Source organism: Pseudomonas mosselii, assembly GCF_019823065.1.
Classification (GTDB): domain Bacteria; phylum Pseudomonadota; class Gammaproteobacteria; order Pseudomonadales; family Pseudomonadaceae; genus Aquipseudomonas; species Aquipseudomonas mosselii.
On record NZ_CP081966.1, the window covers coordinates 3,509,818 to 3,534,547 of the forward strand.

Annotated in this window: 7 protein-coding genes; 4 read left to right on the forward strand and 3 right to left on the reverse strand. The window is 66.9% G+C overall.

The window, feature by feature from the left end:
* Positions 1–12: 12 nt before the first annotated feature.
* A complete protein-coding gene (locus K5H97_RS16230; RefSeq protein WP_036986111.1) occupies positions 13–1,404 on the forward strand; it encodes an APC family permease in 1,392 nt (463 codons plus the stop codon).
* A 24-nt stretch (positions 1,405–1,428) separates the two neighbouring features.
* On the opposite strand, the gene K5H97_RS16235 is transcribed toward K5H97_RS16230, so the two are convergent.
* Positions 1,429–2,442 carry an AraC family transcriptional regulator gene (locus tag K5H97_RS16235; protein WP_028690702.1) on the reverse strand — a complete coding sequence of 338 codons (1,014 nt, stop codon included), beginning with the start codon at positions 2,440–2,442 and terminating at the stop codon, positions 1,429–1,431.
* 172 nt (positions 2,443–2,614) lie between these two features.
* Here K5H97_RS16235 and K5H97_RS16240 point away from each other — a divergent pair, with 172 nt between their 5' ends.
* Genes K5H97_RS16240 through K5H97_RS16250 form a run of 3 tightly spaced genes read left to right on the forward strand, consistent with a single transcriptional unit; the run spans position 2,615 to position 5,262 of the window.
* Positions 2,615–3,799, forward strand: a complete 1,185-nt coding sequence (locus K5H97_RS16240) for an acetyl-CoA C-acyltransferase family protein (protein WP_028690701.1) — start codon at positions 2,615–2,617, stop codon at positions 3,797–3,799.
* Positions 3,800–3,813: 14 nt separating this feature from the next.
* Entirely contained in the window at positions 3,814–4,662 is an 849-nt protein-coding gene (locus K5H97_RS16245) for a 3-hydroxybutyryl-CoA dehydrogenase (protein ID WP_028690700.1), read from the forward strand.
* Between the two features lie 12 nt (positions 4,663–4,674).
* Positions 4,675–5,262, forward strand: a complete 588-nt coding sequence (locus K5H97_RS16250) for a TetR/AcrR family transcriptional regulator (RefSeq protein ID WP_028690699.1) — start codon at positions 4,675–4,677, stop codon at positions 5,260–5,262.
* Between the two features lie 1,123 nt (positions 5,263–6,385).
* Here K5H97_RS16250 and K5H97_RS16255 read toward each other — a convergent pair.
* Both K5H97_RS16255 and K5H97_RS16260 read right to left on the reverse strand, forming a co-directional pair.
* On the reverse strand, positions 6,386–15,028 hold the full coding sequence (locus tag K5H97_RS16255) for an amino acid adenylation domain-containing protein (protein WP_028690698.1): 8,643 nt from the start codon (positions 15,026–15,028) through the stop codon (positions 6,386–6,388).
* A gap of 1 nt (position 15,029) precedes the next feature.
* The gene (locus tag K5H97_RS16260; RefSeq protein ID WP_222577991.1) at positions 15,030–24,728 is read right to left on the reverse strand and encodes a non-ribosomal peptide synthetase; all 9,699 of its coding nucleotides are present in this window, start codon (positions 24,726–24,728) and stop codon (positions 15,030–15,032) included.
* Positions 24,729–24,730 lie beyond the last annotated feature (2 nt).

Below are 24,730 nucleotides of genomic sequence, written 5' to 3' on the forward strand. Positions count from 1 at the left end.
CGGGGAACTGTCATGAGTGCAAGTGCGTCCGTGCCTGCCAGCGTGCAGCACGATCAAGCCGGTTTTCGCCGGGTCCTGGGGCTGGGGTCGCTGCTGGCGGTGGCCGTGGGCCTGGTGGTGTCGCAAGGGGTGATGGTGATGATGCTGCAGGGGGTCGGTGCCGCCGGCCTGGGCTTCATCGTGCCGTTGGGGCTGGCCTACCTGCTGGCCCTGAGCTACGCCTTTTCCTTCTCCGAACTGGCCCTGCTGGTGCCCCGTGCCGGCAGCCTGTCGAGTTACACCGAGGTGGCGCTGGGGCACTTTCCGGCGATCCTGGCGACCTTCTCCGGCTACGTGGTGGTGGCCATGTTCGCCCTGTCGGCCGAACTGCTGTTGCTCGACCTGATCGTCGCCAAGGTCTACCCCGGGGTGTTCCCGCAATACTCGGTGGCCTTCGGCGTGCTCGCGCTGTTCACCGGCCTGAACCTGATGGGCATCGACATCTTCGCCAAGCTGCAGAGCGCCATGGCCGTGGTCATGGTGATCGTGCTGCTGATCCTCGGCGTCGCCGCGATCAGCGAAGGTCATGCCGAAGGGGTCACCACCACGCTGCTGCAGGGCGAGTGGAACCCGATGGGCGCCGGGGTGCTGGCCCTGACCGCCATGGCCGTGTGGGGCTTCGTCGGCGCCGAGTTCGTCTGCTCGCTGGTGGAGGAAACCCGCAAGCCCGAACGCAACATTCCGCGTTCGATGATCATCGGCCTGACCGTGATCTTCGCCACCATTGGCCTGTACGGCCTGGGTGCATTGTTCCTGGTGCCCCGCGAAGCCCTGAGCAGCGATGCCCTGCCCCATTACCTGTTCGCCACCACGGTGTTCGGCAAGACCGGCGAGGTGTTCCTGGTGATCGCCGCGGTGACCGCCACCTGCAGCACCCTCAACACCTCGCTCGCGGCCATTCCGCGCATGCTCTATGGCATGGCCTGCAATGGCCAGGCGTTTCCCCAGTTCAAGCAGCTCAGTCCGCGGGCGCGCACGCCCTGGGTGGCCGTGCTGTTCGTGGCGGCGATCACCGGCCTGCCGATCCTGCTGATGGGCCAGGACGCCGCCGCGATCAACCTGCTGCTGCTGGCCGCCGCCCTGGCCTGGCTGCTGGCGTACATCATCGTGCACCTTGACGTGATCGCCCTGCGGTTGCGCTACCCGCATCGGGCGAGGCCATTTCGCACCCCGCTCTATCCGCTGCCGCAGCTGTTCGGCATCGGCGGGATGCTGTATGCGATCTGGCATGCCTCGCCCAGCCCGGAGATGAACCTGAAGGTCTTCGGTACGGCAGGGATCGTGCTGGCGGTGGTATCGCTGATCGCGCTGGTCTGGATCAAGGGCGTGATGAAGAAGCCGTTGTTCAGGCCCGAACCGCTTTAGCGATAGCGGACCAAGCACGCCCCATCATGCCGAAGAGGCGCGCTTGGCCCGATAGCTGCCCGGACTCTGCCCGGTCCACTTCTTGAACGCCCGGTGAAACGCGCTGGGTTCCTGGAACCCGGTGTGCTCGGCGATCTCGGCGATGCTCAGGTGGCCTTCGCGCAAGAGTTCGAAGGCCATCGCCCGGCGTACCTCGTCCTTGATCTGCTGGTACGAGCGCCCTTCTCGCTCCAGCTGGCGGCGAAAGCTGCTGGCGCTGAGCCGCTGCCGTTCAGCCATGGCGTTGAGCGTCGGCCACTGCCCGTAGTGGCGGGCGCGCAGGTGACGATAGACCTCGGCCACCAGGCCGTTCTGGTTGCGAAAGCGGATCACCAGCCCTTGCGGCGCGCTGCGCAGAAAACCCTTCAGCGCCGTCAGGTCCTGCACCACCGGCAAGCGCAGCCAGGCGCTGTCGAACTCCACCTCGGTGCGTCCGCTGCCCAGGCGCAGGTCCGGCCCCCAGAGCAGCGCGTCATCCTCCTGCGCCGGGCGCCCCAGGGCCAGCTCGGTGCGGTCGATGGCGATGCGCCGACCGGCCAGCCAGCACAGCAGGCCGATCACCAGGACCAGGTAGGTTTCCTCGGCATAGACCCGGGTCAGCGGGTCGGCGATGTTCGATTGCACGCTGATCACGGTGCGCGCACCGCGCACCGTGACACTGCCGTTCAGGTCGCGCAAAAACAGGGCGAAACTGCCCAGGCACTGGCGCAGCGCCTTGCCCAGGGTCGGCTCCTGGATCAGCCCGCGGCAGATCAGGGCGAAGCTGCCCAGGGGCATGCCATGGCTGTCGAGGCGGAAGAACTCATCGTGCAGTTCGTCGATCAGCGCCAGCCACAGTTGGGCGAACGCCTTGGCCGGTACCCGCGCCAGCGGCTGGGACAGCACCTGCGGGTCGATGCCCACCGCCCGCAGGTGGGCATCGCGCGCCTGTGGCCGCTCACGCAAGGCGTGAAGCATGGCATTGAGGAAGTACACCGCGACCGTATCGCTATCGCGCATGGCAGAAGTCCGCTGTCTATGCTGAGTGGCAAAAAATGCCAGGTTGACTGAACAGATCCGGCATAGGCCGCCTGAGTGCCTTTGCCTAGACTCGATCCACCCCGGGAGGGTGCGGCCGCCATTCTCGCAGAGCCACTCCCACCCCGCCACGCCTTCGCAAACGGAGCCCCCCATGAGCAGCACAGAAATCTTCGTCGTCAGCGCGGTACGTTCGGCCATCGGCAGCTTCGGCGGTTCGCTCAAGGACCTGCCCCTGGCCGACCTCGCCACCCAGGTGACCCGCGCCGCCATCGAGCGCTCGGGCGTCGCCGCCGAGCAGATCGGCCATGTGGTGATGGGCAACGTGATCCCCACCGAACCACGCGACGCCTACCTGGGCCGGGTCGCGGCGATGAACGCCGGCATTCCCAAGGAAACCCCGGCCTTCAGCGTCAACCGCCTGTGCGGCTCGGGCCTGCAGGCCATCGTCTCGGCCGCCCAAGGCCTGCTGCTGGGCGACAGCGACATCGCCCTGGCCGCCGGCGCCGAGTCCATGAGCCGCGGCCCCTACCTGCTGCCGCAGGCCCGCTGGGGCGCGCGCATGGGTGACCTGCAGGGTATCGACTACATGGTCGGCATCCTCCAGGACCCGTTCGAGCACTTCCACATGGGCATCACCGCCGAGAACGTCGCGGCGGCCCACGGCATCAGCCGCCAGATGCAGGACGAGGTCGCCCTGACCAGCCAGCGCCGCGCCGCCCGGGCCATCGCCGAAGGCCGCTTCGACGGCCAGATCGTGCCGATCGAGATCAAGACCCGCAAAGGCCCCGTGCAATTCGCCGTGGACGAGAACGTGCGCGGCGACGCCAGCGCCGAACAGCTGGCGGCCATGAAGGCGGTGTTCAAGAAGGACGGCACCGTCACCGCCGGCAACGCCAGCAGTATCAACGATGGCGCCGCCGGCCTGGTCCTGGCCACCGGTGACGCCGTGCGCCGCCAGGGCCTCAAGCCGCTGGCGCGCATCGTCGCCTACGCCCACGCCGGTGTGGAACCGGCACTGATGGGCCTGGGCCCGATCCCGGCCACGCAGAAGGTGCTGGAAAAAGCCGGCCTGAAGGTCGCCGACCTGGACGTGATCGAGTCCAACGAAGCCTTCGCCTCCCAGGCCTGCGCCGTGGCCCGCGCCCTGGGGTTCGACCCGGAGAAGGTCAACCCCAACGGCTCGGGCATCTCCCTCGGCCACCCGGTCGGCGCCACCGGCGCGATCATCGCCACCAAGGCCATCCATGAACTGCATCGCGTCCAGGGCCGCTACGCCCTGGCCACCATGTGCATCGGCGGCGGCCAAGGCATCGCCGTCGTCTTCGAACGCGTCTGAAAGGAGTCAGCAACATGAACATCGAACACATCGCCGTGATCGGCGCCGGCACCATGGGCAACGGCATCGCCCAGGTGTGCGCCCTGGCCGGCTACCAGGTCCTGCTGGTGGACGTCTCCGACGCCGCGCTGGAGCGCGGCGTGGCGACCCTGGGCAAGAACCTCGAGCGCCAGGTCGGCAAGGGCACCATCGACGCCGACAAGGCCAGCGCCGCCAAGGCCCGGATCCGCACCAGCACCGATTATGCCCAGCTGGCAGACGCACAGCTGGTGATCGAAGCGGCCACCGAGAACCTCGCCCTCAAGCAGCGCATCCTGCAGCAGGTGGCCGCCAACGTCGGCGCCGAGTGCCTGATCGCCACCAACACCTCGTCGCTGTCGGTCACCCAGCTGGCGGCCAGTATCGAACAGCCGCAGCGTTTCATCGGCGTGCACTTCTTCAACCCGGTGCCGATGATGGCGCTGGTCGAGATCATCCGCGGCCTGCAGACCAGCGATGCGACCTACGCCCAGGCGCTGCTGGTCACCGAGAAGCTCGGCAAGACGCCGATCACCGCCGGCAACCGCCCAGGCTTCGTGGTCAACCGGATCCTGGTGCCGATGATCAACGAGGCGATCTTCGTATTCCAGGAAGGCCTGGCCAGCGCCGAGGACATCGACACCGGCATGCGCCTGGGCTGCAACCAGCCGATCGGTCCGCTGGCCCTGGCCGACCTGGTGGGCCTGGACACCTTGCTGGCGATCATGGAGGCCTTCCACGAGGGCTTCAACGACAGCAAGTACCGCCCCGCCCCGCTGCTCAAGGAGATGGTTGCCGCCGGCTACCTGGGGCGCAAGAGCGGTCGTGGCTTCTTCACCTACTGACGGAGTCGCGCCATGCCCCCGGTCAACGCGGCGCTGCGCTGCGCCAATTTCGAGGAGCGGCGTGACCGGGCCATGGCCCTGTTCGCCGAGAAAGGCTTCGGCCAGGTCAGCATGCGTGAGCTGGCGGCGCACGTGGGCTTGACCGCGGGCTCGCTTTATCACCATTTTCCCAGCAAGCAGGACCTCTTGTACGACCTGATCGAAGAACTGTACGAGGAGTTGCAGGCCACCCTGGACCTGGGCCGTCGGGCGCGGGCCCAAGGGCGGCCGGTGCTGGCCTGCCTGATTGCCGCGCACTGGCATTTGCATGGGGAGCGGCCGTTGCAGTTTCGCCTGGCCGAGCGGGATTTCTGCTGCCTCACCGGGGAGCAGCAGGTGCGCCTGGCGGACTTGCGGGAGCGCTATGAAACCGGGCTTTTACGGTTGATCGCGCCGCAGGCGCGGTTGGGGGCGCAGGCACTGGCGGCTAGCGGGCATGTGCTGGCTACGCTGTTGAATCAGTTGCCTGGGATGTTGCGGGGGAAGGGGCTGGGTGAGGTTGAGGGGGTTGGGTTGATGGAGAGTTTGGTGGTGGGGGCTGTGGAGAGGGCTTTGAGGTAGGGCTCCGGCTCTGGCTACTTGGTGATTTTTTTGGTTTTTGCATGCGCATTCGTAGGAGATAGCGACATTTAGTCACCTTTCCGCCTTTACGGCGGCCTTCTTTTCTCGTGGGAAAAGTAGGCAAAACCGTTCCGCTCCGTTCATCCGGCCCCTGGGCTTCGCTCCGGGGTTCCCTCGCTCCGTTCTTGCTCCTGAAGTCGCAATTGGCGGTGCCTGAACTATCGCGCGCTTAGAAGCAAGAGCAGGAGCAGGAGCAGGAGCAGGAGCAGGAGCAGGAGCAGGAGATGCGAAGTTAGTTTTTGATAATTAGTTATATATTGGCTGTTCCGGCCCTTTCGCGGGGCAAGCCCGCTCATACAGAGATCTATATAACGACGACTATCGCGTGGGAGCGGGCTTGCCCCGCGATGCGATCTAGAGATTAATTAAGTTCAAACTAGCGACAGCTGCGCCAGTTCAGGCGCCGCCCGTAACTTGCGCGACTTCAGGAGGCCGAACGCAGGACTTGCGGAGGGAGGTGACGGGCATGGATGCCCGTCAAGCGCTGGGGCCCAGGATGGGCCCTGCAGCGCGGTCCTCCCGGGAGCAAGGCCGGAGTGAGGGAACCCCGGAGCGAAGCGCAGGGGCCGTATGAATGGAGCGCAGCGGCTTTGGTTACTTTGGCCGCGGACGGCGAGTTAAGACCAAAGTAACCCGCCGTAAGGGCCAGCCCTTTCAAGGTCTTGAAAATTAGCGTTCGACTTGGAATTGCCGGGGTCGCTTTGCGACCCTTTCGCGACACAAGGCCGCTCCTACATGTGACCGCGCCCCTCGTAGGAGCGGCCTTGTGTCGCGAAAGGGCTGCAAAGCAGCCCCGGCAATATTGAGCTGGAAACGTCATATCTCAAAAATCGCAAGACCTTGAAAGGGCTGGCCGTAAGGGCGGAAAGGTGAATAAGCGTCGACATCATAAATGAATACGCATACAACTTTCAAAACCACCCAACAACAACAACAACAACAACAACAACAACAACAACAACAACAACAACAACACGCGCTCCCACACAGGCAGAAGCACCAGACTCACAATAAAGAACGGATAGGACCTAAAGCCCTACCCGCCCAAAGTCACCCATCAATCTCAAGCCTTACCAGCCAACCGCCCCACCAGCCCATCGACAAACGCCACGGCATTAATAACCCCCTCATGCCCATCAGCGATCACCGTCGAGCTAGCCAGCCCGTTGACCGAAGCCTGCGCCAGCAACCCCGCCTCCCCCATCCGCACCCGTTCCAAGCTACGGCTCTCGCTGGCCCACCAGCAATCCACCCGGACCGCCAGCGGCCGCAGGCGAAACGCCTGGCTCAGTTCGACGTTGCGATCGAGCACAGCGAAACCATCGACGATCTCCCGCTGCAGATGCACATCCTCATGAATGGCCCGCAGCCGCTCGGCACTGACGCCCCCGGCAGCGGCCACCTGCTCGATGACCCATTCGGTCCGGTCGACCTCGGCCGGCAGACGCCCGGCCTCGTCGATGAAACCGACGATACGGGCTTCACCCACACCCGGAGCAAACGCCAGCAGCCCACGCAGCAGGCTCTCGTCCGCCCGCGCTACCTGCACCACCTCGACGGGCTCGGCCTCGAGGCCGGACACGTCCTTCGGTAGCAGGGTATCGACCAGGCCGACGAAGCCCACCTCCTGACCGGCCTGCTCCAGGGCATGAGCCACCTCCAGCGCCAGGGCGCCGCCCAGGGACCAGCCCAGCAGATGGTAAGGGCCGCTGGCCTGGGTGCGGCGGATCTGCTCGACGTAGTAGCCGACCATCGCCTCCCAGGACTCTTCCACCCAGCCCGGCACGGCATAGCACTTGTTGACCAGGCCATACACCGGACGCTCGTCAGCCAGGCGGCTGGCCAGCGGGTAGTAAGCGTAGGCACCGCCGCCGCCCGGCGGCAGGCAGAACAGCGCCGGACGCTGGCGTTGGCAACCGTTGAGGTTGATCACCGACGTTTTCAGGCGATCCTTGCCGCCGCCGATGAAATTCGCCAGTTCCTCGAAGCTCGCCATCAGCATGAACTCATGCAGGCTGATGTTGATGGCGAAAGCTTCACGTACCCTGTTCACCAGCGTGATCACCAACAAAGAGTGGCCGCCGAGCTCGAAGAAGTTGTCGTGCAGGCCAACCTGCTCGACCTTCAGCACTTCGCTCCAGATTGCGGCCAGTTGTTGCTCCAGCGCCGTACGCGGGGCCACGTAGCCCTGTTGCAGCTGACTGGCATCCGGTTTCGGCAGGGCCTTGCGGTCCAGCTTGCCGTTGGCCGTCAGCGGCCACTGCTCCAGCACCAGGAAGTGGGTCGGGACCATGTAGTCCGGCAGGTTGGCTTTCAGGTGCTGTTTCAGCGTGTCGCGCAGGGCGGCGTGGTCGGTGGATGGGTCTTGAGCGATCAGGTAGGCCGCCAGTTGCTTGCCCCCTGCCCCGTCGATATCCAGCACCAGCACTTCGCGCACGGCAGCGTGCTCTTGCAGGCGCGCCTCGATCTCACCCAGTTCGATACGGAAGCCTCGGATCTTCACCTGGTGGTCGATCCGACCTACGTACTCGATCACCTCCTGGCCGCGATAACGCGCCAGGTCGCCGGTGCGGTACAGGCGCCCGCCTTCGCTGGAGAACGGGTCCGGCACAAAGCGTTCGGCGGTCAGCGAAGCACGGTTGTGGTAACCGCGTGCCAGGCCGGCATGACCGACGTGCAGCTCGCCCGTGCAGCCCTTGGCCACCGGGTTGAAATCGGCATCCAGTACATACATCGACAGGTCCGGGATCGCCGCACCGATCGGGCTGCCCGGCTGTTGCGTATCGGCAAAGCGGATCGGCCGGTAGGTCACATGGACCGTGGTCTCGGTGATGCCGTACATGTTGATCAGGTTGTCGCAGTCCTCGCCGAAACGCTCGAACCACGGTTGCAGTGCCGCAACGTCCAAGGCCTCGCCACCGAAGATCACGTAGCGCAGTGCCAGATTATCAGCACTGTCACAAGCCACCCGCATCAGCGGCTTGAACGCCGATGGGGTCTGGTTGAGCACGGTGACACCCTGCTCCACCAGCAGCTGGTGGAAGTCTTCCGGCGAACGGGTGTTTTCACGCGGCACGATCACCAGGCGACCACCGTGCAGCAGTGCACCGAAGATCTCCCACACCGAGAAGTCGAACGCGTACGAGTGGAACAGCGTCCACACATCCTGTGGGCCGAAGCCGAACCAGGCATCGGTCGCCTTGAACAGGCGCAGCAGATTGTGATGCGGCAGCAAGGTACCTTTCGGCTTGCCGGTCGAGCCCGAGGTGTAGATCACATAGGCCAGGTTGTCCGGCTGGGTCAGGTGATCAGGGTTCTGATCACTGTAACCGGCCAGGTCGTCTTCCAGCTTCAGGCTGCGAACCTGCGCCGGCACGGGCAGATCGGCCAGCAGATGACCTTGCGTCAGCAGCAGTTGAATGCCGCTGTCTTCCATCATGTAGCTCAGACGGTCCTGCGGGTACTCCGGATCCAGCGGTACATAAGCACCACCGGCCTTCAGGATCGCCAGCAGGCCGACGATCATCTCGAACCCGCGCTCCACCGCAATACCCACCAGCACATCCGGCCCCACGCCCTGCTCGCGCAGCTTGTGGGCCAGACGGTTGGCGCGGCGGTTGAGCTGGTCGTAGCTCAGCGATTGGCCGGCGAAGGTCACGGCGACCGCCTCAGGCGTACGTGCTGCCTGCGCCTCGATCAGCTCATGGGCACACGCCATGCTCGGATAGCTGGCAATCACCTGCTCCGGATCGGCGCTCAGGGCAATCTCGCCCAAGGCCCGTTGCGGTGCGTCCGCCAGCCCTTCCAGCAGCTCGACGAAGTGCGTCGCCAACTGCCCGACAGCCGATTCGGCGTAACGGGCGCGATCGAACTTGAAGCTGGCCGACAACCTGTCGCCCACCTGTGCCACCAGCGTCAGCGGATAGTTGGTCTGTTCCTGGCTGACCACCTCGCCGAACGCCAGCTCCTGGGGTGCACCGGCCTGCAAAGCCTCGGACACCGGGTAGTTCTCGAACACCAGGATAGTGTCGAACAGCGCCTCGCCGCTCCAGCCGGCCCAGCGCTGGATCTCGTACAGCGGCGTGTGCTCATGCTCGCGCAAGGCCAGGTTCAGTGCCTGGACCTGTTGCACCCACTCGTCAACACGCTGCTCGGAACGTGGGCTGGCAACCACCGGCAAGGTGTTGATGAACAGTCCCAGCTGCTCCTCGACGCCCGGCAGCTCGGTCGGGCGACCCGCCACGGTGGCACCGAAGGTCACGCTGGCCTGGCCGGTGTAGCGCTGCAACAGCAGCAGCCAGGCCGCCTGGACCAGGGTGTTGAGGGTGACCCGCTGCTCCCGGGCAAAATCGCCCAGGCGCTGGGTGCGCCGTGCATCGAGCGTAACCTCATGCTCGGCCTGCCCATGCCCCTGGGCGTCGGACCGCAAGGCCTGGGCCAGGCGCGTAGGCTCGTCCAGCCCGGCCAGGCGCTCGCGCCAGAAGGTTTCACTGGCCTGCTGGTCCTGATTTTGCAGCCACTGGATATAGTCGCGGTAACGGCTGGTCTTGGCCGTTGGCACGACACCGGCGTAACGCTGCAGCACCTCGCCGAACAGCCGCGAGCTGCTCCAGCCATCCAGCAGGATATGGTGGTTGGTCAATACCAGCTGGTAGTGCTGCTCGCCGGTACGGATCACCGCCAGGCGCAGCAGCGGACCGCTGGCCAGGTCGAAGCCGGCGCGCAGGTCGGCCTCGGCCCAGGCCTGCAACGCGGTCGGCAGGTCGGCCTGAGCGCGCCAGTCCAGTTCCACCAGCGGCAGGCGCACCTCGCGCAGGACAACCTGCAGCGACTGGTCGTAACCGCTGACGAAGCTGCTGCGCAGCACCTCGTGGCTGTCCAGGGTGGCCTGCCAGGCCGCGACGAAGCGTGGCACATCCAGGCCCTGCACCTCGACCCGCAGCTGGTTGATGTAGTTGCCCGCCGCCTGCTCGTAGAGGCTGTGGAACAGCATGCCCTGCTGCATCGGCGACAGCGGGTAGATGTCCTCGATATTGCCCGCCGCCACCGGCAACGCCGCCAACTGGCGCTGGTCGAGGCTGGCCAGCGGGAAGTCCGACGGCGTCACGCCCGCCACGCCCGGGGTGGTGCAGTGGGCGATCAGCTGGCGCAGTTCCTCGGCGTACTCGTCGGCCAGGCGCTGGATCTGCCCACGCTCGAACACGGCGCTGCTGAAACTCCAGTCCAGGGCCAGTTCACCGGCGTAGACCTGGCCATCGATGCTGAGCAGGCTGCCCAGCGGCGCCTCCGGGCTCTGCCCCTGTCCCGCGCCTTCCGGCGCCGGGACGAACAGGCCCTGCTCGATGTCGAAGCTGCCATCGAACTGCCCCAGGTAGTTGAATACGATGCTGCCCTGGGCCAGGGCGCCGAGGGCCTGGCGGGCCTGCTCGTCGCCCAGGTAGCGCAGCACGCCGTAGCCGATGCCCTTGGCCGGCACGGCGCGCAGCTGTTCCTTGACCGCCATGATCGATGCGCCCAAGTCGCTTGCCGGGGTCAGTTTCAATGGATACAGGCTGCTGAACCAACCGACCGTGCGGGTGATGTCGAGGTCGTCGAACAGGTCTTCGCGGCCGTGGCCTTCCAGGCGAATCAGCGCGTGCGCCTCGCCGGTCCAGCGGCGGATGACCCGGGCCAGCGCCGTCAGCAGCAGGTCGTTGACCTGGGTGCGGTAGGCGGCCGGCGCCTCCTGCAGCAGTTGCCGGGTCAGCTCGGCGTTCAGCTGGGTGCGCACCGAGATCTCATGTTTACGCTGCTGACCGCCCTCTGGGTTCGCCCCGGGCAGGATGTCGCTGACACCCTGCAACTGCGCCTGCCAGTAAGCCAGCTCGGCCGCCAGCGCGGGGCTGCGGGCATGCTCGCGCAGGTGCTCGGCCCAGGCCTTGAGCGAGCTGCTCTTGGCTGGCAGCACCGGCGTCTTGCCGGCCAACAGGGCCTGGCAGGCCGTCTGCAGGTCTTCGAGCAGGACGCGCCAGGACACGCCGTCGACCACCAGGTGATGGATCACCACCAGCAGGCGCTGCTGGCCTTCGGGCAGGTCGATCAGCACCACCCGCAGCAACGGGCCATGCTTCAGGTCCAGGCTGCGCTGGGCCTCGTCGGCCAGCTCCGGCAGGCGCGCGGCGTCGTCCAGCTGATGCACCCACAGCAACTGCTGCGCATCGACCGGCGCGAATTGCCCATGCCACTGCCCCTGCTCTTCGCTGAACCGCAGGCGCAGGGCATCGTGCTGCTCCACCAGCAGCTTGAGCGCCGCCTGCAGCAACGCCACGGTCAACGGCTGGCGTGGGCTCAGCATCACCGCCTGGTTCCAGTGGTGACGCTGGGGAATCGCAGTATCGAAGAAGCGCGCCTGGATCGGCAGCAACGCCAACGAGCCACTCACCAGCTCGACCACTTCGGCTGCCGGCTTCTTCTCGATCAGCTTGGCCACCGCCGCCAGTTGGCCGACGGTCTGCTTCTCGAACAGCTGCTTGGGGCTCAGCTTGATGCCCTGGCGCTTGGCCCGGGCGATGATCTGCAGGCTGAGGATGGAATCGCCGCCCAGCTCGAAGAAGTTGTCGGTGCTGCCCACTTGCTCGCGCTTGAGCACTTCGCACCAGATCGCGGCAAGTTTCTCCTCGATTTCGCCCACCGGCGCGGTGTAGCGCTGCCTGGCCACGCCCGGCTTGGGCAGGGCCTTTTTGTCCAGCTTGCCGTTGGCGGTCAGTGGCAGGCGCTCGAGCAGCAGCACCTGTGCCGGTACCAGGTACTCCGGCAGGCGCGCCTGCAAGGCCTGGCGCAGCGCCTCGGCCTGCAACTCGACGCCCGCCGCCGGCACGGCCCAGGCCACCAGTTGCAGACGCGACGGATCGCTGTCCAGGGGCAGCGCCAGCACCACGGCTTCGCCGACCCCAGGCAGGCCTTGCAGCACCTGGCCAACTTCGCCCGGCTCGACCCGGTAGCCGCGAATCTTCACCTGGTCGTCGCCGCGCCCCAGGTATTCCAGCACGCCCTGGTCCAGGCGCGCGCGGTCACCGGCACGGTACAGCCGCTCGCCGTTCTGGCCAAAGGAGTCGGGGACGAAACGCTCGGCGGTCAGCCCCGGCTGGCCGACATAGCCCTGGGCCAGGCCCTGGCCACCCAGGTACAAATCGCCTGCCACCCGCTCGGGCAGCGGGTTGAGGTAGGCATCCAGCACCCGCGCCTGACCGTTGTCCAGCGGCCGGCCCACCGGCACGCTGCGCCAGCCGGGCAGGCGTTCGCCGACTTCGTGGGTGAGGATGCCCACGGTGGTCTCGGTCGGACCGTAGTGGTTGATGATCCGGCAGCCGGGCTTCAGACGCCGGACCTGCTCGATCAGGGCCCAGGAGCTGGCCTCGCCGCCAAGGATCAGCAGCTGCTCGGGCAACACCCGCTCAGGCTGCGCGGCCTGCAGCAGGCCTTGCAGGTGGCTGGGCACGATCTTCAGCACATCGACCCGGTGCTCGGCCATGTAGCTGGCAAAACCGTCCGGATCGAAGCCCTGGTCGTGGCCCAGCAGGTGCAGCAGCCGGCCCGAGGCCAGCGCGCCGAACAGCACGGTGTGGCCCAGGTCCGCGGCCACGGTGGAGACCATCGCCAGGCTGGCGCCGGGTTGCAGGTCGAGGCGTTGCAGCACGCCCTGCAGGTAGTTGGCCAGTGCGCCGTGGCTGATCACCACGCCCTTGGGCTGCCCGGTGGAACCCGAGGTGTAGATGATGTAGGCCGCTTGCTGCGGATCGATGTGTACCGCCGGTGGCTGGTCGCTGCGGTCGCCGTGCTGCGCTGCGTCAAAAGCCAGCGCCGGGCACACGCCCAGCCCCGCCGCCTGGGCGTCGCCCAAGGCGTGCACCAGCAGGCGCGCGTCGCTGGCCTGCAGCAGCTGCTGCAGGCGTTCGGCGGGCTGGCGGCTGTCCAGCGGCAGGTACACCGCGCCCAGTTTGAGCACGGCCAGCAGGCTGGTCACCCATTCGATGGAGCGCTCCTGGCACAGCGCCACGGTCATGCCCGGGGCGATACCCTGTGCCTGCAGATAGTGAGCGAAGCGGTTGGCTTGCTGCTCCAGCTCCGCGTAGCTGACCATACGATCACCCGCGCGCAGCGCCGGCTGCTCGGCACCGGTGTTCAGGCCCTGGCGCCACAGGGCGAGGAAGTCCGCCTGCGGCCAGCTGTGGGTGCTGGCCTCGACCTGCGCGGCCTGGGCATCGGGGTGTTCGCACAGCACCGCCTCGGGGTGCTCGACGAGCGTGCGCAGCACCGCCTGGAACGAAGCGGCCAGGCGCTCGATGGTCGCGGCCTCGAACAGGTCCGTGCTGTAGTTGAAGTAGCCTTGCAGGCCCTCGGGGGTCTCGGTGAAGTCGTAGGCCAGGTCGAAACGGGCATCGTTGCCTTCGATCGGGAAACCGCTGACGCTCAGCTCGCCCAGTGTCTGCCGGGCTTGGGCGCCTGCCTCGGTGTCGGCCATGTTCTGGTTGATCTTCACCTGGAACAGCGGGTTGTGCCCCAGGTTGCGCTCCGGCGCCAGGGCATCCACCAGGTGCTCGAACGGCAGTTCCTGGTGCGACTGCGCGCCGCTGACCACCTGCTTCACCTGCTCCAGCAGGGCCGCGCCGCTCTGGCGCTCGTCCACCTGCACCCGCAGCACCTGGGTGTTGATGAAGAAGCCGATCAGGCCTTCGACTTCCTTGCGGTTGCGCCCGGCATTGGGCGCGCCGATGCGGATGTCGGCCTGGCCGCTGTAGCGCGCCAGGGTCACGGCCAGGGCCGCGAGGGTCAGCATGAACACGGTCTGGCCCTGGCTGCGCGCCTGGGCCTTGAGCTTGGCCGACAGCGCCGCCGGCACATCGCTGCGCAGGGTCGCGCCGCGGTAGCTGGGGTGCGCCGGACGCTCATGATCCAACGGCAGTTCCAGCACCGGGTGCTCGTCCCCCAGTTGCTGCTTCCAGTACTGCAACTGGCGCTCGCCCTCGCCGGCCTCGAGCCAGGCGCGCTGCCAGATCGCATAGTCGGCGTACTGCACCTCGAGCGGTGGCAGGTCGGCGGCGCGGCCCTGGGACAGCGCTTCGTACAGGTGCACGAACTCCTGCACCATCAGCTCGCCCGACCAGCCGTCGGAGACGATATGGTGCATGCACACCGTCAGCACATGTTCGGTGGGCGCCAGGCGCAGCAACCGGACCCGCAGCAGCGGCCCGTCGAGCAGGTCGAAGGGTGCATCCAGTGCCTCACGCACCTCGGTGCGCAGGCACTGTTCGATGTCCTCGCCCGGCCCGGCCTGTACCTCGCGCACTTCCAGGCTCACGCCGGACTGCTCAAGGACCTGCTGGTGAAACTCCCCCTCCTCGGAGACGAAACGCGTGCGCAGGCTTTCGTGACGCCGCACCAGCGCGTCCAGAGCCTCGGCCAGGGCCTGCTGGTTCAGCGAACCGCTCAGGCGCACCGCCATCGGCACGTTGTAGAAGCTGCTCTGCGGCTCCAGCTGCCAGAGGAACAGCATGCGCTGCTGGGCATAGGACAGCGGGATGCGCGGGCTGTCGTGGCGGGTGACGGCGATCGGCAACAGGCGGAAGCTCTGCCCGGTCTCGCGCATCTTGTCGAGGATCTGCCGACGCTGCTCCAGGGCAAGGCCGACAAAGCGCTTGGCGATACGTTCTGCTGTGCTCTTGTCCATCTCAGACGCCCGCCATTTCATTCATCATTCTTTCGATATCGGACAAGCCGTCCTCGCTCAACGACAGGCCGGTGGAGGCACAAGCCTGGGCAAAATCATTCAATTGCGGTTTCTCGAATAGCAGGCGCAGCGGGATGTCGATCCCCAGGCCCGAGTTGATCTTGGAAATCAGCTGGGCCGCCAGCAGCGAGTGCCCGCCCAGCTCGAAGAAGTCGTCATTCAGGCCCACCCGCTCGACCTCCAGCACCTCGGCCCAGAGCGCCGCCAACTGCTGCTCCAGTTCGCTGACCGGGGCCACGTAGGCCGACTGTGCCTGGCGGGTATCGGGGGCCGGCAGCGCCTTGCGGTCGAGCTTGCCGTTGGGTAGCAGCGGCATGCGCTCGAGCAGCACCAGGTACATCGGCACCATGTAGTCCGGCAGGCTGGCGCCCAGGTGAGCCTTCAGTTCGGCGCGCAGGCCGCCCTGCTCCTCGGGCATCGCGTTGGGCACCAGGTAGGCGGCCAGTTGCTTGCCGCCCGGGCCGTCGATATCGACCACCAGCACCTCGCGCACCGCCGGATGCTCACGCAGGCGCGCCTCGATCTCGCCCAGCTCGATACGGAAGCCGCGGATCTTGACCTGGTGGTCGATGCGCCCGGCATACTCGACCAGCCCCTGTTCGCGATAGCGCGCCAAGTCGCCGGTGCGGTACAGGCGGGCACCCGGCGTAGTGGCGAACGGATCGGGGATGAAACGCTCGGCGGTCAGCCCCGGGCGGTTGTGGTAACCGCGGGCCAGCAGCTCGCCACCCACCAGCAGCTCGCCGATGGCCCCTGGCAGGGCCAGGTCGCCGTCGGCATCCACCAGGTGGATCGAACGCCCGGCCAGGGCCTTGCCGATCGGGATCTGCACCGGCAGGGGCTGCTCGCCGGTGACATAGGCACTGCAGTCATGGCTCATGACGCTGACGGTAGCCTCGGTCGGCCCGTAGGTGTTGAGCAGGCGCACATGGCCGAGCCCGGCCTGTTGCCAGGCCAGCACGCCGTCGGCGGCCATGGCCTCGCCACCCATGTGCACCTGGCGCAGCACGCCATAGTCGCGCGGGCCCTTGGCTGCGAAGTCCTTGGCCAGCAGGTACCAGTAGGCGGTCGGCAGGTCGGCGAAGGTGATGCCTTGGCTCAGCACTTCGCGGTAGAAGGTCTCGCTGTCCCACAGTGTCGGGCCGCGCACCACCACACTGGCGCCGCAGATCAGCGCCGGGTACAGCTGCTCGACGAAGGCGTCGAAGTTGAAGGTGGAGAATTGCAGCACCCGGTCGGCCGCCGACAGCCCGCAGAAGCCCTTGGCGACATGGGCGTGCCGGCTCAGGGCGGCGGCGCTGATGCCAACGCCCTTGGGACGGCCGGTGGAACCGGAGGTGTACATGATGTACGCCAGGTTGTCGGGGTCGCCCAGTTCGGGCAATGCATGGCTCGGCCAGGCGTCAAGAGCCTCGCTGTCCAGGCACAGGCTGCGCACCTGCGGCGCCACGGCCAGGTCCTGCAGCTGCGCGCTGTGGCCGAGCAGCAGGACGATGCCGCTGTCCTCCATCATGTAGGCGAGGCGCTCGTGCGGGTAGTCGGGGTCCAGTGGCACATAAGTGCCGCCGGCCTTGAGCACCGCCAGCAGGCCGACCACCATGTCCAGGCTGCGCGGCAGGGCGATGCCCACGCGAACATCCGGGCCGATGCCTTCCTGGCGCAGGCGGTGGGCCAGCTGGTTGGCGCGCTGGTCCAGGGCCTGGTAGGTGAGCTGCTGCCCTTCGCAGATCAGCGCCGTGGCCTGCGGCGTGCGCGCGGCCTGGTCGGCAATCAGCTGCTGCACGGTGCGCTGGTCGGGGTAGACGGCCTCGTGCCGGCTCCATTGCTCAAGGAGGGTCTGGCGCTGCGCCGCATCCAGCAGCGGCAGTTCGACGATGCGCTGGGCCGGCTGGGTGCTGACCGCCTGCAACAGGTTCAGCCAGTGCCCGGCCATGCGCTCGATGCTGGCGTGCTCGAACAGGTCGCTGACGTAGGTCAGGGTCGCGCCCAGGCCGTCCTCGCTCTCAAAGGTGTCCAGGGCCAGGTCGAGATGCGCCGTGGGGTTGTCCCAGGCCAGGCCGGCGATGCTCAGCCCCGGCAGCTCGCGGACATTCTCCGCACGGTAGGCCTGGTGGTTGAACATCACCTGGAACAGCGGGTTGTGGCTCAGGCTGCGCTCCGGTTGCAGCGCCTCGACCAGTTGCTCGAAGGGCAGGTCCTGGTGGGCCTGGGCCTGCAGGGCGGTGTGCTTGACCTGCTGCAGCAGCTCGGTGAAGGTGGTCTGCAGGTCGAACTCGGCCTTGAGCACCTGGGTGTTGACGAAGAAGCCGATCAGCCCTTCGGTCTCGGCCCGGGTGCGGTTGGCGATCGGCACGCCGACGCGGATATCGGCCTGGCCGGTCTGGCGGTGCAACAAGCTCTGGAACGAAGCCAGCAGCAGCATGAACAAGGTCACCCCTTGCTCGCGCGCCTGCGCCTTGAGCGCCTGGGCCAGGGCCGCCGGGACCTTGAGGGTCAGGCTGCGTCCGGCATGGCTCTGCACGGTGGGACGCGGGTGATCGGTGGGCAGTTGCAGCACATAGTGCTCGCCACCCAGCTGCGCCAGCCAGTAGTCCAGCTGGCGGGCCTGCTCGCCGGCCTCCATCCACTGGCGCTGCCAGGCGGCGTAGTCGGCGTACTGCACGGCCAGGGCAGGCAGCTCGGGTTGCTGGCCCTGGCTCAAGGCCAGGTAGGCGTCGACCACTTCGTCGACCATGATCGGCATCGACCAGCCATCGGCGACGATGTGGTGCAGGGTCAGCACCAGCACGTGATCGTCCTCGGCCAGGCGTAGCAGGCGTACCCGCAGCAGCGGCCCCTGGCTCAGGTCGAACGGGCGCTGCACTTCGCGGGCCACGCGCTCGCGAACCGCCTCGGCGCGGGTGTCCTGGAGCGACTCCATGACCAGGGTGAAGGTGCTCGCCGGGTGAATGCGCTGCAGCGCTTGTCCGCCCTCCTGGTGGAAGGTGGTACGCAGGCTTTCGTGACGGGCCACCAGGGCCTCGAACGCCTGGCGCAGCGCTTCCAGGTTAAGCCGGCCTTTGAGTTGCAGGGCGGCGGGGATGTGATAGGCGGCGCTGCCCGGCTCCAGTTGCCAGAGGAACCACTGGCGCTGCTGGGCATAGGACAGCGCCAGCGGCTGGCCGCGGTCCACCGGCAGCAACGCCGGAGCCAGGCTGGTACTGCCTTGTGCGGCGAGCGCGGCGAAGCCTTGCAGGTCGGGGCACTCGAACAGACTGCGCAACGCCAGCTCCAGGCCCAGCCCCTGGCGCACTCGGGCAATCACCTGGGTCGCCAGCAGCGAGTGGCCGCCGAGCTCGAAGAAGTTGTCGTGCAGGCCGATTTGTTCGACCTTGAGCACCTCGGCCCAGATCGCGGCCAGGCGTTGCTCCAGCTCGCTGCGCGGCGCCACGTAGTCCGCTTGCGCCTGGCTGGCGTCAGGCTTGGGCAAGGCCTTGCGGTCGAGCTTGCCGTTCGGCGTCTGCGGCATCGCCTCGAGGAACACCAGGTACGCGGGCACCATGTACTCCGGCAGGCCGGCCTTCAGGTGACGCAACAGGTCGGCACGCAGATCGTCACCGGCCTGCGCGCTCGGCACCAGGTAGGCCGCCAGTTGCTTGCCGCCCGCGCCGTCGATGTCGATCACCAGCGCCTCGCGCACCCCCGGGTGCTCGCGCAGGCGGGCATCGATCTCGCCCAGCTCGATACGGAAACCGCGGATCTTCACCTGATGGTCGACCCGGCCGACGAACTCGATGACGCCATCGGCGCGCAAGCGCGCCAGGTCGCCGGTGCGGTACAGGCGCCCACCGGCACTGGCGCCGAACGGGTCGGGAATGAAGCGTTCGGCGCTCTGGCCCGGGCGGTTGTGGTAACCCCGGGCCAGCAGCTCGCCGCCCACCAGCAGCTCGCCGATCGAACCCGGCAAGGCCAGGTTGCCGGCCGCATCGACCAGGTAGACACTGCGTCCGGGCAGGGCCTGGCCGATCGGGATCTGGCCGGGCAAGGCGGCCTGGCCAGTGACATAGTCGCTGCAGTCATGGCTGGTGATGCACACCGTGGCCTCGGTCGGGCCGTAGGTGTTGACCAGCCGCACACCGGCCAGCCCCGCGGCGCGCCAGGCCAGTACGCCATCGGCGGCCATGGCTTCGCCGCCCATGTGCACGCGGCGCAGTTGGCCGTAATCCCGCGGCCCGTGGGCGGCGAAGTCCTTGGCCAGCATGTGCCAGTAGGCGGTCGGCAGGTCGCTGAAGGTCACGCCCTGCTCCAGCACCTGGCGGTACCAGGTCTCGCTGTCCCACAGCGCCTGGCCGCGCAGCACCACGCGGGCGCCGCAGACCAGCGCCGGATACAGCTGCTCGACGAAGGCGTCGAAGTTGAAGGTGGAGAACTGCAGCGCCCGGTCCGCCGCCGTCAGCCCGAAGCGGCCGACGAAGCCCAGCACGTGCCCGCGCAGGGCCGCGGCGCTGATGCCAACGCCCTTGGGGCGGCCAGTGGAGCCGGAGGTGTACATGATGTACGCCAGGTTGTCCGCCTGGGTCAGGTTGGCCAGGTCGTCCTCGACGCAGCCTTGCAGCCAGTCGTCGCCCTGGTCTAGGCACAGGTTGCAGACCTCTGGGGCAACGTTCAGGCGCGCCAGCACGCCCGACTGGGTCAGCAGCAGGCGCAGGCCGCTGTCCTGGATCATGTAGGCCAGCCGGTCGTGGGGGTAGTCGGGGTCCAGCGGCACATAGGCGCCGCCGGCCTTGAGCACCGCCAGCACGCTGACCACCATGTCCAGGCCGCGCTCGATGGCGATGCCGACCGGTACGTCCGGGCCGACACCGAGGGCGCGCAGCTTGTGGGCAATGCGGTTGGCGCGGCGGTTCAGCGCCTGGTAGGTCAGTTGCTCGCCCTCGCAGACCAGCGCCACGGCTTGCGGGGCCTGGGCGGCCTGCGCCTCGAACAGCTGATGCACACAAGGAGCGGCGCTGAAGTCGGCAAGTTTTTCGGACCCGCTCGCCAGCTGCCGCTGTTGCTCGAAGTCCAGCAGCGCCAGGTCGCTGATCGCCTGCTGCGGCTGCCGGGCGATGGCGCGCAGCAGGACCAGCCAGTAGCCGGCCAGGCGCTCGACGGTGGCGCGCTCGAACAGCTCGCTGACATAGGTCAGGCTTGCGCCCAGGCCGTCGTCGCTCTCGAAGGTGTCCAGGCTCAGGTCCAGCTGAGCGGTGTGGTTGTCCCAGGCCAGCCCTTCCACGGTCAACCCCGGCAGTTGACGGGCATCGCCTGCGCGGTAGGACTGGTGGTTGAACATCACCTGGAACAACGGGCTGTGGCTCAGGCTGCGCTCGGGCTGCAGCGCCTCGACCAGTTGCTCGAAGGGCAGGTCCTGGTGGGCCTGGGCCTGCAGGGCGGTGTGCTTGACCTGCTGCAGCAGCTCGCCGAAGGTGGTGCGCAGGTCGAACTCGGCCTTGAGTACCTGGGTGTTGACGAAGAAGCCGATCAGGCCTTCGGTTTCGGCGCGGGTGCGGTTGGCAATCGGCACGCCGACGCGGATATCGGTTTGCCCGGACACGCGATGCAGCAGGCTCTGGAACGAGGCCAGCAGCAGCATGAACAGGGTCACGCCCTGTTCGCGCGCCGTAGTCTTCAGGGCCTCGGCCAGCTCGCGCTCGAGGGTGATGTCCAGGCGCTCGCCGACATGGCTCTGCAACAGCGGACGCGGACGGTCGAGCGGCAGTTCCAGCACTGGCTGCTCGTCGCCCAGCTGTCCGCGCCAGTAGTCCAGCTGGCGGGTCTGCTCGCCAGCGGCCATCCACTGGCGCTGCCAGGCGGCGTAGTCGGCGTACTGGAACGCCAGGGCCGGCAGTGGCGCGGCAGCGCCCTGACAGTAGCCGGCATACAGGCGCACCACCTCGTCGACCATGATTGGCATCGACCAGCCGTCGGCGACGATATGGTGCAGGGTCAGCACCAGCACATGGTCGTCTTCGGCCAGGCGCAGCAGGCGGGCACGCAGCAGCGGGCCGTTTTCCAGGTGGAATGGCTGGCGGGCTTCTTCGGCCACCCGCGCTTGCAAGTCGTCAGCGCTGACCGCATCAACAGCCAGGTCGAAGTCGCTTGCCGGGTGGATGCGCTGCCAGGTCTGCTCGCCTTCCTGATGGAAGGTGGTGCGCAGGGTTTCATGACGGGCGATCAGCGCGGCGAAGCTGCTGCGCAGGGCCTCGATGTTCAGCTCGCCCTTCAGGCGCAGGGCCGAAGGGATGTTGTAGGCGGCGCTTTCAGGCTCCAGCTGCCAGAGGAACCACTGGCGTTGTTGGGCGTAGGACAGCGGCAGCGGCTGGTTGCGGTCCACGGCAGTGAATGCCGGCGCCTGGCTGGCCGAGCCCTGGCCGGCGGCCTGGGCGAAGGCCAGAAGGTCGGCGGACTCGAACAGGCTGCGCAGCGGGACTTCCAGTGCCAGGCGCTGGCGGATGCGCGAGGTCACCTGGGTGGCCAGCAGCGAATGACCGCCGAGTTCGAAGAAGTTGTCGTGCAGGCCAACCTGCTCGACCTTCAGCACTTCGCTCCAGATCGCGGCCAGTTGTTGCTCCAGCGCCGTACGCGGGGCCACGTAGCCCTGTTGTAGCTGGCTGGCGTCGGGCTTCGGCAGGGCCTTGCGGTCCAGCTTGCCGTTGGCCGTCAGCGGCCACTGCTCCAGCACCAGGAAGTGGGTCGGGACCATGTAGTCCGGCAGGTTGGCTTTCAGATGCTGTTTCAGCGTGTCGCGCAGCGCTACGTGGTCTGCACTTTCGTCTTGGGCGATCAGGTAGGCCGCCAGTTGCTTGCCCCCTGCCCCGTCGATATCCAGCACCAGCACTTCGCGCACGGCGGCGTGCTCTTGCAGGCGTGCCTCGATCTCGCCCAGTTCGATACGGAAGCCTCGGATCTTCACCTGATGGTCGATCCGGCCCACGTACTCGATCACCTCCTGGCCGCGATATCGCGCCAGGTCGCCGGTGCGATACAGACGTCCACCTTCGCTGGAGAACGGGTCCGGCACGAAGCGTTCAGCAGTCAACGAGGCGCGGTTGTAGTAACCGCGTGCCAGCCCGGCATGACCGACGTGCAGCTCGCCCGTGCAACCCTTGGCCACCGGATTGAAATCGGCATCCAGTACATACATCGACAGGTCCGGAATCGCCGCACCGATCGGGCTGCCCGGCTGTTGCGTATCGGCGAAGCGGATCGGCCGGTAGGTCACATGGACCGTGGTCTCGGTGATGCCGTACATGTTGATCAGGTTGTCGCAGTCCTCGCCGAAACGCTCGAACCACGGTTGCAGTGCCGCCACATCCAGGGCTTCGCCACCGAAGATCACATAGCGCAGTGCCAGATCATCAGCACTGTCACAGGCCACCCGCATCAGCGGCTTGAACGCCGATGGGGTCTGGTTGAGCACGGTGACACCCTGCTCCACCAGCAACTGGTGGAAGTCTTCCGGCGAACGGGTCACCTCACGCGGCACGATCACCAGGCGACCGCCGTGCAGCAGCGCGCCGAAAATCTCCCACACCGAGAAGTCGAACGCATAGGAGTGGAACAGCGTCCACACATCCTGCGGGCCGAAGCCAAACCAGGCGTCGGTGGCCTTGAACAGACGCAGCAGGTTATGGTGCGGCAGCAGCGTACCTTTCGGCTTCCCGGTGGAACCCGAGGTATAGATCACATAGGCTAGGTTGTCCGGCTGGGTCAGGTGCTCGGGGTTTTCATCGCTGTAACCGGCCAGGTCATCTTCCAGCTTCAGGCTGCGAACCTGCGCCGGCACGGGCAGAGCGGCCAGCAGATGACCTTGCGTCAGCAGCAGCTGAATGCCGCTGTCGTCCATCATGTAGCTCAGGCGGTCCTGCGGATATTCCGGATCCAGCGGCACATAAGCGCCACCGGCCTTCAGGATCGCCAGCAGGCCGACGATCATCTCGAGCCCACGCTCCACCGCAATACCCACCAGCACATCCGGCCCCACGCCCTGCTCGCGCAGCTTGTGGGCCAGACGGTTGGCGCGGCGGTTGAGCTGGTCATAGCTCAACGCCCGCCCGGCGAAAGTCACGGCAATCGCCTCAGGCGTACGCGCCGCCTGCGCCTCGATCAGCTCATGGGCGCACAGCGTGCTTGGGTAGCGCTCCACTTCGGCTTTCCACTCGCCTTGCTCAGCCATGTCGAGCAACGGCAATTGCGCCACTCGCTGCGCGTGGTCCTGGCAGATGCCCTGCAACAGGTTGCGCCAATGCCGGCCGATGCGCTCGACCGTGGCCGGGTCGAATAGCGAGGTGGCGTAGGTCAGTGCCGCGATCAGCCCGCCGTCGTGTTCGGCGGTGTTGAGGATCAGGTCGAACTGGGTGGTCTGCCCTTCCCAGCTCAAGCCCTCGACCTGCAGCTCACCCAGCTGACGGGCCATGCCCGGACTTTCGGCCTGGTGGTTGAACAGCACCTGGAACAGCGGGTTGTGGCTCATGCTGCGCTCGGGCTGCAGCGCCTCGACCAGCTGTTCGAACGGTAGGTCCTGGTGCGCCTGGGCCTGCAGCGCGGCCTCGCGGACCTGCTGCAGCAACGCGGTGAAGGTGATCTGCGGCGCGAACTCGGCCTTGAGCACCTGGGTATTGACGAAGAAGCCGATCAGCCCCTGGGTTTCGGCACGGGCACGGTTGGCCACCGGTACGCCGACACGGATATCGGCCTGCCCGCTGTAGCGGTGCAGCAGCGTCTGGAACGACGCCAGCAACAGCATGAACAGGGTCACTCCCTGCTGGCGAGCCAAGGCCTTGAGTGCCTGCGCCAGGGAGGCATCGATATCGATGGCCAGGCGCGCGCCGTGGAAGTTCTGCACCGACGGCCGCGGACGGTCGACGGGCAGCTCCAGCAGCGGTTGCTCGCCGGCCAGTTGCTGGCGCCAGTAGCCGAGCTGGCGTTCCTGCTCGCCGGCTTCCATCCAGTCACGCTGCCACACCGCGTAGTCGGCGTACTGGATCGGCAGCTCGGCCAGGGTCACTGGCGAGCCCTGGCGCAAGCCTTGGTAAAGACGGATCAGCTCGTCCACCAAAATTGGCGTGGACCAGCCATCGGAGACGATATGGTGCACGGTGAGGATCAGCACATGCTCTTCAGGCCCCAGCACCAGCAGCCTGACTCGCAGCAGCGGGCCCTGTTGCAGGTCGAAGGGTTGTTGCACCTCGACCTCCACCCGCGCGCGGATGGCCGCTTCCAGGCTGGCCGGATCGGCAACCGCCAACGGCTCCACCGCCAATGCCAGCGGCATCGACGGATGGACGATCTGCACCGCGCCGTCACCCTCCTGGCGGAAGGTCGTGCGCAGGGTCTCGTGGCGCGCCACCAGGCTGTCGAAGCTGCGCTGCAATGCTTCGATGTCCAGCGCGCCCTTGAGCCGCAGCGCCGCCGGAATGTTATAGGCGGCGCTGTGCGGATCGAGCTGCCAGAGGAACCACTGGCGCTGCTGTGCGTATGAAAGCGCTGCCCCGTCCGCAGATTCCCTTCTGAAGATCGGGGTGACCCCGTAGAGGTTGACACCCTGGCGCTTGAGCAAGGCTGCCAATGCCTTGCGCTCCCTGGTGGACAGCGACTTTACGGAGTCGAGCAGCTCTTGCACTT